The organism is Geodermatophilus sp. URMC 62, assembly GCF_052931475.1.
In genome coordinates this window covers 33,047-47,040 of record NZ_JBRFHY010000001.1, presented here as the reverse complement: position 1 = coordinate 47,040, position 13,994 = coordinate 33,047, and the positions used below count along the sequence as shown (strand labels likewise).

At 74.9% G+C, this 13,994-nt stretch carries 13 protein-coding genes and 1 tRNA gene; 8 read left to right on the top strand and 6 right to left on the bottom strand.

The window, feature by feature from the left end:
• The first annotated feature begins 26 nt into the window (after positions 1–26).
• Together ACU616_RS00195 and ACU616_RS00190 are read left to right on the top strand one after the other, a co-directional pair.
• Entirely contained in the window at positions 27–731 is a 705-nt protein-coding gene (locus tag ACU616_RS00195; RefSeq protein WP_446756485.1) for a phosphatase PAP2 family protein, read from the top strand.
• Positions 728–1,240 carry a pirin family protein gene (locus tag ACU616_RS00190; protein ID WP_446756484.1) on the top strand — a complete coding sequence of 171 codons (513 nt, stop codon included), beginning with the start codon at positions 728–730 and terminating at the stop codon, positions 1,238–1,240. The genes ACU616_RS00195 and ACU616_RS00190 overlap by 4 nt, the downstream gene beginning before the upstream one ends.
• On the opposite strand, the gene ACU616_RS00185 is transcribed toward ACU616_RS00190, so the two are convergent.
• The 5 genes from ACU616_RS00185 to aceE form a co-directional block, all read right to left on the bottom strand.
• Positions 1,215–2,063, bottom strand: a complete 849-nt coding sequence (locus tag ACU616_RS00185; protein ID WP_446756483.1) for a hypothetical protein — start codon at positions 2,061–2,063, stop codon at positions 1,215–1,217. The two genes, ACU616_RS00190 and ACU616_RS00185, sit on opposite strands and share 26 nt — an antisense overlap.
• Positions 2,051–2,458 carry a hypothetical protein gene (locus tag ACU616_RS00180; protein ID WP_446756482.1) on the bottom strand — a complete coding sequence of 136 codons (408 nt, stop codon included), beginning with the start codon at positions 2,456–2,458 and terminating at the stop codon, positions 2,051–2,053. Before ACU616_RS00180 ends, ACU616_RS00185 begins: the two co-directional genes overlap by 13 nt.
• Positions 2,455–2,814 carry a helix-turn-helix domain-containing protein gene (locus tag ACU616_RS00175; RefSeq protein ID WP_446756481.1) on the bottom strand — a complete coding sequence of 120 codons (360 nt, stop codon included), beginning with the start codon at positions 2,812–2,814 and terminating at the stop codon, positions 2,455–2,457. The genes ACU616_RS00180 and ACU616_RS00175 overlap by 4 nt, the downstream gene beginning before the upstream one ends.
• A 42-nt stretch (positions 2,815–2,856) precedes the next feature.
• Positions 2,857–4,626 (bottom strand): multicopper oxidase domain-containing protein, encoded by a 1,770-nt coding sequence (locus ACU616_RS00170; protein WP_446756480.1) that lies wholly within the window; start codon positions 4,624–4,626, stop codon positions 2,857–2,859.
• 173 nt (positions 4,627–4,799) lie between these two features.
• A complete protein-coding gene (gene aceE, locus ACU616_RS00165; protein ID WP_446756479.1) occupies positions 4,800–7,601 on the bottom strand; it encodes a pyruvate dehydrogenase (acetyl-transferring), homodimeric type in 2,802 nt (933 codons plus the stop codon).
• Between the two features lie 337 nt (positions 7,602–7,938).
• Between aceE and ACU616_RS00160 the strand changes: the two genes are divergently transcribed.
• The 3 genes from ACU616_RS00160 (at position 7,939) to ACU616_RS00150 (ending at position 9,124) form a co-directional block, all read left to right on the top strand.
• Complete coding sequence (locus ACU616_RS00160; RefSeq protein WP_204690813.1) at positions 7,939–8,364, top strand: DUF3052 domain-containing protein; 426 nt, start codon at positions 7,939–7,941, stop codon at positions 8,362–8,364.
• 96 nt (positions 8,365–8,460) lie between these two features.
• The gene (locus ACU616_RS00155; protein ID WP_446756478.1) at positions 8,461–8,922 is read left to right on the top strand and encodes a peroxiredoxin; all 462 of its coding nucleotides are present in this window, start codon (positions 8,461–8,463) and stop codon (positions 8,920–8,922) included.
• A 130-nt stretch (positions 8,923–9,052) separates the two neighbouring features.
• Positions 9,053–9,124 (top strand) — tRNA-Val (locus ACU616_RS00150).
• Between the two features lie 97 nt (positions 9,125–9,221).
• On the opposite strand, the gene ACU616_RS00145 is transcribed toward ACU616_RS00150, so the two are convergent.
• A complete protein-coding gene (locus tag ACU616_RS00145) occupies positions 9,222–11,990 on the bottom strand; it encodes a LuxR C-terminal-related transcriptional regulator (protein WP_446756477.1) in 2,769 nt (922 codons plus the stop codon).
• Positions 11,991–12,760: 770 nt separating this feature from the next.
• On the opposite strand from ACU616_RS00145, the gene ACU616_RS00140 reads away from it, so the two are divergent.
• The 3 genes from ACU616_RS00140 (at position 12,761) to ACU616_RS00130 (ending at position 13,883) form a co-directional block, all read left to right on the top strand.
• A complete protein-coding gene (locus tag ACU616_RS00140; RefSeq protein WP_446756476.1) occupies positions 12,761–13,057 on the top strand; it encodes a hypothetical protein in 297 nt (98 codons plus the stop codon).
• Between the two features lie 119 nt (positions 13,058–13,176).
• Positions 13,177–13,470, top strand: a complete 294-nt coding sequence (locus ACU616_RS00135; protein ID WP_446756475.1) for a hypothetical protein — start codon at positions 13,177–13,179, stop codon at positions 13,468–13,470.
• A gap of 119 nt (positions 13,471–13,589) precedes the next feature.
• The gene (locus tag ACU616_RS00130) at positions 13,590–13,883 is read left to right on the top strand and encodes a hypothetical protein (protein WP_446756474.1); all 294 of its coding nucleotides are present in this window, start codon (positions 13,590–13,592) and stop codon (positions 13,881–13,883) included.
• Positions 13,884–13,994 lie beyond the last annotated feature (111 nt).

Below are 13,994 nucleotides of genomic sequence, written 5' to 3'. Positions count from 1 at the left end.
GTGGGGGCGTCGGGGAGAGTGGGGGCGTGGAGCCCGCCCTGCACCCCGCCGTGCCGTCCTCGCCGACCCGGACGCGCCGGCGCGCGCTGACCGCCGCCGGCGCCGGCGCCGCCGTCCTCGGGGTGCTCGGCGCCGGGGTGCTCACCGGCTTCGCGCCGCAGGTCCGCCTCGACGACGCAGTGAGCCAGCAGCTCTACGCCGGCGACGACCGCTCCGCACTCGTGAGCGGGCTGCTGGAGGTCCTCACCACGCCGGGGGTCACCTGGTTCCGCGTGCTGGTCTTCCTGCCCGTGCTCGTCGGACTGGCCGGGCGCCGCGCGTGGCGGACGCTGGCCTGGGTGGCCGTGGCGATCCTCGGGATCGGCCCGCTCACCACGGCGCTCAAGGAGCTGGTCGGCCGCGCGCGCCCGGCGTTCGAGAACGGCGGCCTGGCCTACGACACGCTGAGCTACCCGAGCGGGCACTCGTCGGGCATCGCCACCCTGGTCACCGTCGCGCTGGTGCTCGCCTGGCCCCGGTTGTCCGCGCGCGGCCGCCGGGTCGCCGTCGTCGCCGGCGCCGCGCTCGCCGTGCTGGTCGGGCTGACCCGGATGTGGCTGGGCGTGCACTTCCTGTCCGACGTCGTCGGCGGGCTGTCCCTCGGGGTGGCCTGGTCGCTGACGGTGGCCCTGGTGGCCGGCGGCCTGCCCGGCGGCCCGGGGGCGCTGCCGGCCCGCGGGACGGCGACGTGACCGGTCTGGTCGGCCGCACCCTGCTCGAGCCCGGCGACGGGTCGCTGGGCCCGCTGCTGCGGATCACCGACGACCGGCTCGCGCCCGGCGCCGGCTACGGCCGCCACGAGCACCGCGCGGTCGACGTCGTCGCGGTCGTGCTGGCCGGCTCGCTCACCCACGCCTGGGGCGACGGCGCCCCGATGGCCGCCGGGGACGTCGGCGTGCTGCGCGCCGGGACCGGTCTGGCGCACGACGAGGTCGCGGGCCCGGACGGTGCGCGCGTCGTCCAGACCCACCTGCGGTCCGCCGACCCCGCCGCGGCGCCGTCGCACGCGGTGCACCGGGCCGTGCGCGGCTGGGTGGACCTGCACCGGCCCGACGCGCGGCTCTGGATCGGGGACGCCGAGGACGCCCCCGACGGCGTCGTCCTCTCCCTCGACCCGGAACCGGCCCGCGTCGGCGGGGTGCCGCGCGGGCCGGTCCTCGTGTGGCAGCCGGACCTCAGCCGGCCGGACTGGGCGGACTGAGCGAGGGCCCCGCCGCGACGCCGGCCCGGATCGCCGCGACCGCCGCGGCCGGGTCGTCGGCGGCGAACCGGACCGCCGAGACGACGTGCGCCCGGCGCCCGTCGGTCAGCTCCGTCGGCCCGGTGAGCGTGACGTCGACGGTGGTGCCGCCGCCGACGCCCATGGTCAGGACACCGTCCCCGACCGCGACGGTGCGGTCGGGGGCCGCGCGCCGCCGGACGCTCGCGCCGGTCACCCGCTCGAGCGGGACGCCGACGTCGGCCCAGGCGCCCGACCGCAGCCGCAGCGTGGTCGCCGTGACCACGTGCGGCCGGACGACGTTGCCCGCGGCGACGCCGGCCACCAGCAGCAGCGAGTAGACGCTGACGACGAGCAGCGCGATGCGGACCGCCGGCCACGGGACGGCCAGCTCGACGACGGCCAGCTCGACGACCATGAGCACCAGGAGGGTGACCGCCATCGGCCGCAGCGCCCGCTCGTAGCCGATCGGCACCGCGCCCTCGCCGACGCCGTGCCGCCGGCGCCGCAGGAGCAGGACGAGCGACCCGGCGGTGCGGGCCTCGTGCAGCAGCGCGGCGGCCACCGGGCCGGGCAGCACCGCGCGGAGCGCGGCCGCCAGCGCCTCCTCCCGGTCGGCGCCGCCGGCCCGCTCCCGGCGGAACCGGCGCGTGCCGGTCGCCAGCTGCCCAGCCACCAGCAGGGCCAGCGCCGCCTCGACGGCGACGAACACCAGCGCGGCGGAGCCGAGCGACAGCCGGCCGGTGACCACCAGCACCGCCTCGACGGCCAGCAGCACCGGCCCGGCCCACCTCAGCGCGCGCACGCCGCCCACTCCCGACCGGCCAGCTCCACGCACCGCCGCTGGGCGGGGGCGAGGCCGGCGAGGAAGGCCTCCCACGCGGTGGGGTCGCCCCCGTCCGGCCCGCCACCCGCGCCGGCGAACCACTCCCGGCCGGCGGCGGCGAGCTCGGCGGCCAGCTCGGCCACCGCGGGATCGGCCGGCCGCACGGTGGCCAGTGCCTCGAAGCGGGCCGCCCAGGCGGTCATCGCCGCGACGGCCGCGGGGTCGGCCAGCGCGGCGCGGTAGGCGTCGGCCACCGCGTCGAAGCGCTCGGGCCCGGTCGCGGCCAGCACCTCGAGGAGCTCCCGGTCACGGACGACGGCGTCGGCGGGCGCCCCGGGGGCGGCGCCGGTGAGGGCCTCCAGCAGCTCGGTCACCTGCGGGGAGCGGCCGGGTCACCGTTGCGGGCGAGCAGCCCCGCCAGCTCGCGGCGCCGGGCGCGGATCGCGTCCTCCTGCCGGGCCAGCTCCCCGTCCAGCGCCTGCAGGACCTCCCTCAGCCCGGCCGCGTCGGCAGCCGCGGTCTGCCCGAGCGCGGCTGCCACCTCGGGCAGCGACAGGCCGAGCCCGGTCAGCCGGCGGATCCGCAGCAGCCGGACGGCGTCGCCGAGGTCGTAGTCGCGGTAGCCGTTGGGCCGCCGTCGCGGCTCGGGCAGCAGGCCCACCTCGTGGTAGTGCCGGAACGCCCGCGCCGTCGTCCCCGCCAGCCGCGCCAGCGCCCCGATGCTCACCACGGGGAGAGCATCGACCCTGCCGCTGCGGCAAGGTCAAGACCGCTACCGGACGACGAAGCGCTGCATCATCTCGTTGTCCTCGTGCTCGAGCAGGTGGCAGTGCCAGACGTACTCCCCGCGGAAGGTGCTCCCCATGGCCAGGGGTGCACCCCCGGCGGCGCCGGCCCCGAAGGGCACCCGGATGCGGGTGACCTCGCCCGGCAGCGCCACCACGGTGTCCTTCCAGCCGCGCTCCTCCGCCGCCGGTGGACGCGGCCGGCCCAGCAGGTACGGCGTGGCCGGGGGCGGCGGGTAGGGGCCGGTGTCCGGCATCGGCTGGCCCGGCCCGTAGGTGTCCGCGGAGTAGGACCGCACGTCGGCCTGCTGCCGGTCGAGCACCTGGAACTGGGTGTAGTGCAGGTGGATCGGGTGGGCGACGCCGGTGCCGTTGACGAACTCCCACTGCTCGACGGTGTCCGCGGCCACCGGCGCGGTCGTGTAGTCGGCAGAGGCGAAGGTCCGGTTGTTGAGCAGCGCCATCATCGGGCCGCCGGCCATGTCCATGGCGTGCACCAGCGTCATCGTCCGCGTGGCCGCCACCGGCAGGCCCTCGAGGCGGGTGACGGGGACGGCGCGCAGCCGGGCCGGCAGCGCGGGTGCCGTGCCGACCTGCTCTCCCACGGTGAACCGCATGACCTCCGGAAGTGCCGGACCGCCGGTGTCACCGGGAGCGCCGCTGCGGTACGGCGCCGGCGCGTCGTTGCCCAGGACGACGTCGGTGCCCGGGGGCAGGTCGGAGAAGTCGACCACCAGGTCGGCGCGCTCGCCGGGGCCCAGCGTCACGACGTCCAGCGGCACGGGGGCGTCGAGCAGGCCGCCGTCGGTGCCGATCTGCCAGAAGGGCAGGGCAGCGGCGTCGCGGAGGAAGCGCAGCCGGTAGAAGCGGCTGTTCGCGGCGTTGACGATCCGGAAGCGGTACCGGCCTCGGTCGACGCCGAGCGTCGGCCAGGCGCGCCCGTTCACCGTCGAGACGTCGCCGAAGAACTCCGGCACCCAGGTGCGCGGGCTGCCCGGGACCGAGGCCACCGGGTAGGCGAGGGACCCGTCGTCGGCGAAGGACCGGTCCTGCAGCAGCAGCGGCACCTCGTAGGGCCCGCCGGGCAGCCGCGAGCCGTCGCCGGGGTCGTCGTCGTCCCGGAGCAGGTAGAGCCCGGCCAGCCCGGCGAGCACGTTGAGCCGGCCCGTCGCCATGGCGTGGTCGTGGTACCAGAGCGCCGTGGCGGCCTGGGCGTTGTCGTAGTGGTGCGTGCGGGCGCCGCCGTGCGGGACGGTGTCGAGCGGGCCGCCGTCGGAGTCCGCCGCGGTGTTGCCCCCGTGCAGGTGCAGGGCGGTCCGCGGAGCGGTGCGGTCCTGGTCGGCCGGCCCGGGCAGCAGCCCGGCGGAGATCGCGTCCTGGACCAGCGAGGTGTCGATCGCGCCGGCCAGCGGGTGGCCGGTCAGCCCGTCGACGACGGTGAGGTCGAAGGGGACGCCGCGGCGCGCGACCACGACCGGGCCCAGGCAGGTCTGCCCGCCGGCGCCCTGGTAGGCCAGCGACGGCGTGGGCGGGAGGTCGGCGTGGTAGCGGTGCAGGGTGCCGGCCGTGCGCAGGGTCGCGGCCCCCGCGGTGGCGTCGAGCACGCCCAGGTCGGCCATCGTGGGCAGCGGCTCGGTGAACCGGCTCAGCCCGGCCGGCGTGGCCGCCCGGGCCGGTGTCGTGGCCCCTGCGGGAAAGGCCAGGACCGCGGCCGAGGCCGCGCCCAGGCGGAACAGCTGTCTCCGGTTCAGCTCCACCGACGTGTCCCCCTCGGTCGTCTGCTGCGGACACCGAGCGTAGGGGGACGAGATGGTCTCGGTCACCCCCCCCGGGACGCTGGTGGAGGCCGGGTCGAACGACCCGGCCCCCACCAGCACGACCCCGGCCCCGCGCCCCGCCGCGAGCGGTGGGGCGCGGGGCCGTCCTCACCTCACGTCGCCGGGCTCGGGTCCGTCCGCTCCTCCGCCGGCGCCTTGCGGACGTCGCGGATCTGGTACTTCTCCACCGCCTCGCGGACCTTCGACCGGTCGAGCTCACCCCGGTCGGCTAACGACGCGAGCGTCCGCACCACGACCGACTCGGCGTCGACGTGGAAGTGCCGCCGCAGCGCCGGGCGGGTGTCGGACAGGCCGAACCCGTCGGTGCCCAGCGTCGACATGCCGCCCGGGACGAACGGCGCGATCAGGTCGGGCACCGCCCTCATCCAGTCCGACACCGCCACGACCGGACCGGCGGCGTCCTGCAGCCGCTGCGTCACGTAGGGCACCCGCGGCTCGTCCTCCGGGTACAGCAGGTTGTGCTCGCTGACCTCGTCGGCCTGCCGCCGCAGCTCGGTCCACGACGTCACCGACCACACGTCGGCCGACACACCCCAGTCCTGTGCGAGCAGCTCCTGGGCGCGCAGCGCCCACGGCACCGCCACGCCCGAGGCCAGCACCTGCGCCTTCGGCCCGCCGGTCTCCGGACCGGGCGCGTAGCGGTACATGCCGGCCAGCAGGCCCTGGACGTCGAGGCCCTCGGGCTCGGCCGGCTGGTGGAACGGCTCGTTGTAGACCGTCAGGTAGTACATGACGTCGGGGCTGCGGTGCCCGCCGAGCGGGGACCCGGGGTCCTCGCCGTACATGCGCAGCAGGGCGTCCCTGGTGATGTGCCCGACCTCGAAGGAGAAGGCCGGGTCGTAGGAGACGACCCCCGGGTTGGTGTGCGCCAGCAGCAACGAGTGGCCGTCCTCGTGCTGGAGGCCCTCGCCGTTGAGCGTCGTCCGCCCGGCGGTGGCGCCCAGCAGGAAGCCCCGCGTCATCTGGTCGGCGGCGGCCCACAGGCCGTCACCGGTCCGCTGGAACCCGAACATCGAGTAGAAGATGTAGATCGGGATCATCGGCTCGCCGTGCGTGGCGTACGACGTGCCGACGGCGGTGAACGACGCCGTGGAACCGGCCTCGTTGATGCCCTCGTGCAGGATCACGCCCTGCTCGGACTCCTTGTAGGCGAGCATGAGCTCGCGGTCGACCGAGGTGTAGCGCTGGCCGGCCGGGTTGTAGATCTTCTGCGACGGGAACAGCGAGTCCATCCCGAAGGTGCGCGCCTCGTCGGGGATGACCGGCACGAACCGCGGGCCGAGCTCCTTGTCCTTCAGCAGCTCCTTGAGCAGGCGGACGAACGCCATCGTCGTCGCCACCTCCTGCTTGCCCGAGCCGCGGCGCAGGACGTCGAGTGCCTTGTCGTCGGGCGCCTTGAGCTGCTTGAACTCCGAGCGCCTCCGCGGCACCGCCCCGCCCAGGGCCCGGCGCCGCTCGAGCATGTACTGCATCTCGTCGGAGTCCGGCTCGGGCCTGTAGTAGGGCGGCAGCGTCTTGTCGAGCTGCTCGTCGGGGATGGGCAGGTAGAGCCGGTCGCGGAAGGCGGCGAGGTCCTCGGCGGTCAGCTTCTTCATCTGGTGGGTGGAGTTGCGGCCCTCGAAGTGGCTGCCCAGCGTCCAGCCCTTGATGGTCTTGGCGAGGATGACCGTCGGCTGGCCCTTGTGCTCCACGGCCGCCTTGAACGCCGCGTAGACCTTGCGGTAGTCGTGCCCGCCGCGGGAGAGGTCCCAGACCTCCTTGTCGCTCATGTGCTCGACGAGCTTGCGGGTGCGCGGGTCACGGCCGAAGAAGTGCTCGCGGACGAAGGCGCCGTCCTCGGCCTTGTAGGTCTGGTAGTCGCCGTCGGGCGTCTGGTTCATGAGGTTGACCAGCGCGCCGTCGCGGTCGGCGGCCAGCAGCGGGTCCCACTCGCGGCCCCAGATCACCTTGATCACGTTCCAGCCGGCGCCGCGGAAGAAGGACTCCAGCTCCTGGATGACCTTGCCGTTGCCGCGGACCGGGCCGTCGAGCCGCTGCAGGTTGCAGTTGATGACGAAGGTGAGGTTGTCCAGCTCCTCGCGCGCGGCCAGGCCGATCACGCCCAGCGACTCCGGCTCGTCCATCTCGCCGTCGCCGAGGAACGCCCACACGTGCTGGTCGGAGGTGTCCTTGATGCCCCGGTCGTGCAGGTAGCGGTTGAACCGCGCCTGGTAGATCGCGTTCATCGGGCCCAGGCCCATGGAGACGCTGGGGAACTCCCAGAAGTCGGGCATCAGCCGCGGGTGCGGGTAGGACGACAGGCCGCCGCCGGGGTGGCTGACCTCCTGCCGGAACCCGTCGAGCTGCTCCTCGGTGAGCCGGCCCTCGAGGAAGGCGCGGGCGTAGATGCCGGGGGAGGCGTGGCCCTGGAACCAGATCTGGTCGCCACCGCCGGGGTGGTCCTTGCCGCGGAAGAAGTGGTTGAAGCCCACCTCGTAGAGCGAGGCGGAGCTGGCGTAGGAGGAGATGTGCCCGCCGACACCGATCCCGGGCCGCTGCGCGCGGTGGACCATGATCGCGGCGTTCCACCGGATGTAGGCGCGGATGCGCCGCTCGGTCTCCTCGTCGCCGGGGAAGTACGGCTCGCGCTCGGGCGGGATCGTGTTGATGTAGTCGGTGCTGCGGAGGGCCGGGACGCCGACCTGCTGCTCGCGGCTGCGCTGCAGCATCTTGAGCATGAGGTAGCGGGCCCGCCCGCGGCCCGCGTGCTCGACGACGCTGTCAAGCGACTCCACCCACTCCTGGGTCTCGTCGGGGTCGGTGTCGACCAGCTGGCTGGGGAGTCCGTCGGTGATGACCGCGCGGGGCTGGCCGGCGTCGCGGGTGGGGTCGCCACCCTGCTGCGGTGCGCTCATGCCCTCATCGTCGCGCGTCCGGGCGGTCCGCGTCACGCGAGGACCCCGGGGCGGTCGCGTACTCCCCGGTACCGGCTCGCCGGCGGCGGAGGAGTGCGGTCCCTCCGCGGAGCGCTTGCACCTGACCAGGCATGCCCTACGCTCCTGCCCACGCGGACCGACGCCGTCGGCACCGTGTGTCCGGGCAGGAGAGGGGTGACATGACCAGGCAGCGGGTTGCCTCCCCGCCGGTCGTGTCCGCCGTCGGCCCCCGGCACCCCCACGCGCCCGTGAGCCGGCGCGCCGTGCCCGCCGACCTCGGGTCGGGGGCCATCGAGCCTCTGGAGGAACAGCAGGGATGAGCGTCGACTCGGGCAGCGCCAGCATGGCGGCCCGGCTGGGCATCAAGCCGGGCATGGTCGTGCAGGAGCTCGGCTGGGACGAGGACGCCGACGAGGACCTGCGCGACTCCATCGCCGAGGTCTCCGGGAGCGACATGGTCGACGAGGACACCGACGAGGTGGCCGACGTCGTCCTGCTGTGGTGGCGCGAGGACGACGGCGACCTGGTCGACGCCCTGGTGGACGCGATCGCCTCGCTGGCCGACGACGGCGTCGTCTGGCTGCTGGTGCCGAAGTCCGGCCGGCCCGGCCACGTCGCCCCCGGTGACGTCACCGAGGCCGCGCCCACCGCCGGGCTGGCGCAGACCAGCAGCATCTCGGCGGCCAAGGACTGGTCGGGCATCCGGCTGGTGACCCCGAAGACGGCGCGCACCCGCCGCTGATCGACGGCCCCTCGCCCCCCACCGCTCGCAGTCTCGCGGCGGGCCCCTGCGAGGGGGCCGTTCGAGCACGTGACCGCGTGGGGCACGATCGGGTGCATGAGCCTCTCCGTCGGCGACGCCGCCCCCGAGTTCAGCCTCCCCGACCAGGACCGGCAGGTCGTCTCCCTCGCCGACCTGCGCGGGACCCCGGTGCTGGTCGTCTTCTACCCGTTCGCCTTCTCCGGGATCTGCACCGGTGAGCTGTGCCAGCTGCGCGACGAGCTGGCCACCTATACCGACGCGGGCGTGCGGGTCGTCGCGATCAGCACCGACCCGGTGTTCAGCCTCAAGGCGTTCAAGGCGCAGGAGGGCTTCGACTTCCCGCTGCTGTCGGACTTCTGGCCGCACGGCGCCACCGCGCAGGCCTACGGCGTCTTCAACGACAAGGCCGGCATGGCGGTGCGCGGCACCTTCCTCGTCGACGCCCAGGGGACGATCGCCTTCGCCGAGGTGAACGAGCCCGGCGACGCCCGCGAGCAGTCCGGCTGGAAGGACGCCGTCGCGAAGCTCGCCGCCTGAACCGGTGCGATCCGGCGTGAGGCGCCGGTCCCCGTCTCCGGGCAGGCGTCGAGGGCCCGGGGGAGGTCGGCCCGACGTTCGAGGACGCCGTGGAGGGGCCCGGGTCCCGGGGCACCTACCCTGGGCAGGCGGGCGCGTAGCTCAGCGGGAGAGCTCTCGCCTTACAAGCGAGCGGTCGCAGGTTCGATCCCTGCCGCGCCCACCCTCCGTCCGTTCGTCGGCACGCTCGGCGCGCATCGCCGTGGGGTGTGAGCGTCGTGCCCGCAGTCCGGCGTCCTGGGCGACGGCGGGACCCTCGATCAGGAGGTACGAGGACCCCAGCTGCTCCGGGTGGTCCGACCGACGGACCGGGCACCCTCGCGGGGCTGCGGGACCCATCCGCGGTCTGCCGTCACCAGCGCGACCGTGAGCGCGGCCCGGGTGCTGATGCCGAGCTTGGCGTAGGCGTTCGCGAGGTGCGTCTCGACCGTACGGACCGACAGCTGCAGCTCCTGCGCGATGCCGAGGTTGGTCAGCCCGTCGGCGGCCAGCGCCGCCACCTGTCGTTCCCGTGCGGTGAGCGGCCGGACGCCCACCCGCTGCAGGGCGGGGGAGTGCGCCCCGCCTGCCGCTCGCGCGAGCGTGCCGGCCCGCGCGGCGGAGGTCGCCGCCCGGCGTCGCCGGCCGGAGGCCGCGTGCGCCTCCGCCGCCTGCGCGGCGGCGTCGGCGGCGAGGGCGCCGGCACCCATCGACTCGAACTCGGTGGCGACCTCGTCCAGCCGGTCCCCGTGCCCGTCGGCGAGGGCGCCGGCGTGGGCGGCACAGGTGCGGACCAGTGGGCCGGCGACGAACGCCGCCAGCTCCTGCAGCCGTCCGGCTGCCGCGCCGGTCCCGCCGAGACGGACGACGACGTGCAGAGCACGGGCCTCCACCGCCGGCTGACCCATCCGCGCTGCGGACGAGGCCGCCTCCAGCGCGGCCGTGAGCGCCTCCTCGGGGCGGTTCCCGAGGGCCGCCGTCCACGCGTGGGCGAGCTGGGTCTCCGGCGCGAACGCGGCGACCGGGAGGGGGCTGGGCACCTCCAGGACCTGCCGGGCACGGACCTCGTCCCCGACGAGGGCGTGGGCCTGGGCCAGCTGCGCCCGGCACAGCGGGAGCAGGCCGATGGGGTCGCGGTCGGCCAGCCCTGCGGCCGCCTCGGCCAGCCACCGGACCGCCTCGGCCGGTCGGCCCGCCGCCAGCGTCGCCGAGCCGACGCCGAGCGCCGACACCGCGTCACCGGCCCAGGCGGGCCGGGTCAGGGACGCCTGGTGCAGCTCGTGGGCCCGTCGCACGGCCTGCCCGAACCGCCCGGACAGCTCCAGCGCGAGCACCTCGCCGTGGGTGAGCGCGGCGCGTGCGGTCGACGACTCCACCGTCGCCCCGGACTCCTCGAGTGCCGTCCACCCCTGGCCGGCGGTGGCGATCGCCTCGTCGGTGCGGCCCAGGACGGCGAGGGCAGCCGTTCGCGCTGCACACGTCCACAGCCGGGTCTGCGGATCGCTCCGGGCGCCCTCGGTCAGGTCGAGCGCCTCCCGCGGTCGTCCGGCGGCGAACAGCAGCAGGCCGCGCACCGCGGACACCAGGTCCTGCCGCGTCTCCGGGGAGGCGGCGTAGGCCTCCTCGACCGAGCCGAGGCCGTAGAAGCGGTTGAGGGTCCTCGTGACGGTGAGCTGCTCCCGCTCGGTGACCGTGACCGGTTCGGCCCGCTGCGCCGCGCTCTCGGCCTCTGCCGGGCGGCCCTGCCAGCGCAGCGCCTCCGCGAGGACCACCGAGGCCGCGGTGCCCGCCCCCCGTTCCAGGGCGACCCGTGCCAGCCGTTCGGCGGTGCGGTGGTCCGCCGACGCGCCGGCCTGCCGGGCGGCGCGGACCAGCACGTCGGCCGGAACGGTCGGGTCACCGGTGGACAGGAGGAGCTCCACGGCGCGTACGGGGTCCTCCTCGATCCACCGTCGCGCCGAGGCGGTCCCGGCCAGGCGCAGCTGGAAGCCTCGTGCGGTCGCGTGCGGCAGCTGGGCGCGCAGGCCGATCTCGTGCAGGGGTTCGGTCAGGCGCGCGGTCGGCCCGTGGCGCGTCCGCTCCACGGTGACCGTCCCCCGGCGTTCCAGGGAGGCGACGACCTCGGACGAGGTCAGGTCCACCAGGTCGCTGAGGTCCAGCGGGCCGCCGACGGCGAGGAGCTCCGCCGCTGCCCGCTCGTCGGGACTGAGCTCGCCGGTGTCGACCTGCAGCACGTCGAGGAGCCGCTGCGTCGGCTCGACGTCGCCGTCCCAGCGCCAGACACCACCCACCTCGGAGAGGCAGCCGGTCTCGTGGCCGGCCGCGACGAGCTCCCGCAGGTGGGCCACGCTCCCGGCGCTGGTGCGCCAGAGGAACTCCGCCGTGCGACTGGCCACCGTCCCGTGCACCACCCCGGTGAGCAGGCGGTCGACCTCACCGCGGGACCACGGCGGGAGCTCGACCCGCGTGCCCAGCCCGTCCTTCCAGAGGGCGGCGACGACGTCGGGTGGCTGGGCGCCGCCGCGGACGGTGAGGAGCACGCTGGCCTTCCGCGTGAGGACCAGCTTGTGCACCAGGGTGGCCGACAGGTCGTCGAGCAGGTGGGCGTCGTCGATCCCCACGACCACGCGCCCGTGCTGTTCCCGACGGGCGTCGAGGGCGGCGGCCATGGCGTGCCAGGCCGCCGTCGGGTCCGACGACGCGGCCCCGACGGGCACGAGGTGGGTCAGTGCCCCTAGCGGGATGGTCTCGGTGCTCCGCGTGCAGGTCGCCCACTCGGTGCCGTGTCGCCGGGCGCGCAGGATCCTGATCGCTTCCTGGGCCAGCCGGGTCCGGCCGACTCCGGGCCGGCCGGACACCACCACGGCGGCGGGCTCGGTGCCGTCGACACCCTCGAGGAGCGCGCGCAGCTCGCCACCGCGTTCGACGAAGGCCCACTCCGCCTGGGGTCGTGCCGTCCGCTGGAGCCGGTGGGCGAGGAGATCGACGCTCCCGGAGTCGGACCCGTCGTCCGGCGGACCGCTCCCGTCGAATCGCGTCGTCTCCCCCACGGCGCCGTACTTTATGGGCCGCCCGATCCACGACGGGGTCCGTCGCGGCGGGCTCCCCCGGCCTTCACGACCGTTCTGCACCCAGGGGTTGCATTTCCGACCCGCCTCCCGGCTCGAAGCGTCGGCCGACCGAGGACGAGAGGGAACCCGCAGGTCACCGCGTCGGAGCCGTGGTCCTGCTGCCGTCGAGGGTGCCCCCCAGTGCGCTGCCGGCCGGGCACCGGGGGGCAGCAGCAGGCGTCAGCGTGGCCGGCCGTGCGTGTCCCCTCTGTTCCCCTGTTGTTTCACAGCCGACCGCGTGGCGCGTGCAAGTACGTAGCGGTAACTACACGTTCCGTCATACTTGCTGATGAGGACTGCGAAGCGCCCATCGTGGTCTTCGCCGCGCGACGTGCACTGCTGGAGGCGTCCCAGCGATGGGAGCGTTCCTGACCCAGCCGACACAGACGACCTGTTCAGCGGGGGATACCAGGTTCTGGCCTCGGTGGTGACGTCGGCTCGCCTACGTAGTAGAAGCCAACATCTCAGTAGGAACTCGATTTGACATGCGGGTGAAATGGCGCGTACATCGGTACCGACAATCTGACTATCTGTCATTCTCGGGTTGCGCCCCGCAGGCGTCCGGTGAAATGGTCGGGCCCGCCGACGCCCTTAGGGTGATCGGCGACCGGTCGAGGCTGGGGGAACGTCGGGCGGACCATTTCGCGGCCGTTTTCCACGGTCTCCGACTGCTGTCCGAAGACCGTCACACGGGACGACCAGGAGGACTCATGTTCGAGGACCAGTACGTCGAGCTGCTTCCCGCCCGCACCACCATGCAGGTGGCCATCGAGGTCACCGGCATCGGCGGCCCGGGCGGCGCGGGCGGCAACGGCGGCTTCGCTGCCGCGCTCTCGGCTGCAGCGAACGTCGTGTTCGCCGACCAGACGGCGACTGCCGGCTCGGTGTTCGGCGACGCGACCGCCGCGAACGCCGTCGTCACCGGCGACGCGACCGCCGGTGACGCCGCCGCCGAGGGCGGCGCGGGTGGCGCCGGTGGCGCCGGTGGCGCCGGCATCACCGGCTGACCTGACGCGGACGGCCGGGGAAGCACCGGGCAGATGACGTCCGTGACGTCGTCCTGGTGCCTCCCGGCCGTCCCGGCACGACCGTGAACACCACTCACACAGAGCACTCAGGAGGAACCATGTTCGAAGACCAGTACGTCGAGCTGCTGCCGGCGCGCACCACCATGCAGACCGTCACCATCGACGGTACGGGCGGCAATGGCGGCGCCGGCGGGGCCGGCGGCTTCGCCGCCGCCATCTCGGCTGCCTTCAACCTCGTGGAGGCCGACCAGACGGCGGAGGCCTTCTCGGTGTTCGGCGACGCGACCGCCGCGAACGCCGTCGTCACCGGCGACGCGACCGCCGGTGACGCCGCCGCCGAGGGCGGCGCGGGTGGCGCCGGTGGCGCCGGTGGCGCCGGCATCACCGGCTGACCTGACGCGGACGGCCGGGGAAGCACCGGGCAGATGACGTCCGTGACGTCGTCCTGGTGCCTCCCGGCCGTCCCGGCACGACCGTGAACACCACTCACACAGAGCACTCAGGAGGAACCATGTTCGAAGACCAGTACGTCGAGCTGCTGCCGGCGCGCACCACCATGCAGACCGTCACGGTCATCGGTGCCGGCGGTGCCGGCGGCAACGGCGGCAACGGCGGCTTCGCCGCCGCGCTCTCGGCTGCGGCGAACGTCGTGTTCGCCAACCAGACGGCGACTGCCGGCTCGGTGTTCGGCGACGCGACCGCCGCGAACGCCGTCGTCACCGGCGACGCGACCGCCGGTGACGCCGCCGCCGAGGGCGGCGCGGGTGGCGCCGGTGGCGCCGGTGGCGCCGGCATCACCGGCTGACCTGACGCGGACGGCCGGGGAAGCACCGGGCAGATGACGTCCGTGACGTCGTCCTGGTGCCTCCCGGCCGTCCCGGCACGACCGTGAACACCACTCACACAGAGCACTCAG

What these genes read in the sequence shown, in the direction of transcription:
- ACU616_RS00130 (WP_446756474.1), top strand. Translation starts at nt 13,590, where the DNA reads ATGTTCGAAGACCAGTACGTCGAGCTGCTGCCGGCGCGCACCACCATG.
- aceE (WP_446756479.1), bottom strand. Translation starts at nt 7,601, where the DNA reads ATGAGCGCACCGCAGCAGGGTGGCGACCCCACCCGCGACGCCGGCCAG.
- ACU616_RS00160 (WP_204690813.1), top strand. Translation starts at nt 7,939, where the DNA reads ATGAGCGTCGACTCGGGCAGCGCCAGCATGGCGGCCCGGCTGGGCATC.
- ACU616_RS00155 (WP_446756478.1), top strand. Translation starts at nt 8,461, where the DNA reads ATGAGCCTCTCCGTCGGCGACGCCGCCCCCGAGTTCAGCCTCCCCGAC.
- ACU616_RS00140 (WP_446756476.1), top strand. Translation starts at nt 12,761, where the DNA reads ATGTTCGAGGACCAGTACGTCGAGCTGCTTCCCGCCCGCACCACCATG.
- ACU616_RS00135 (WP_446756475.1), top strand. Translation starts at nt 13,177, where the DNA reads ATGTTCGAAGACCAGTACGTCGAGCTGCTGCCGGCGCGCACCACCATG.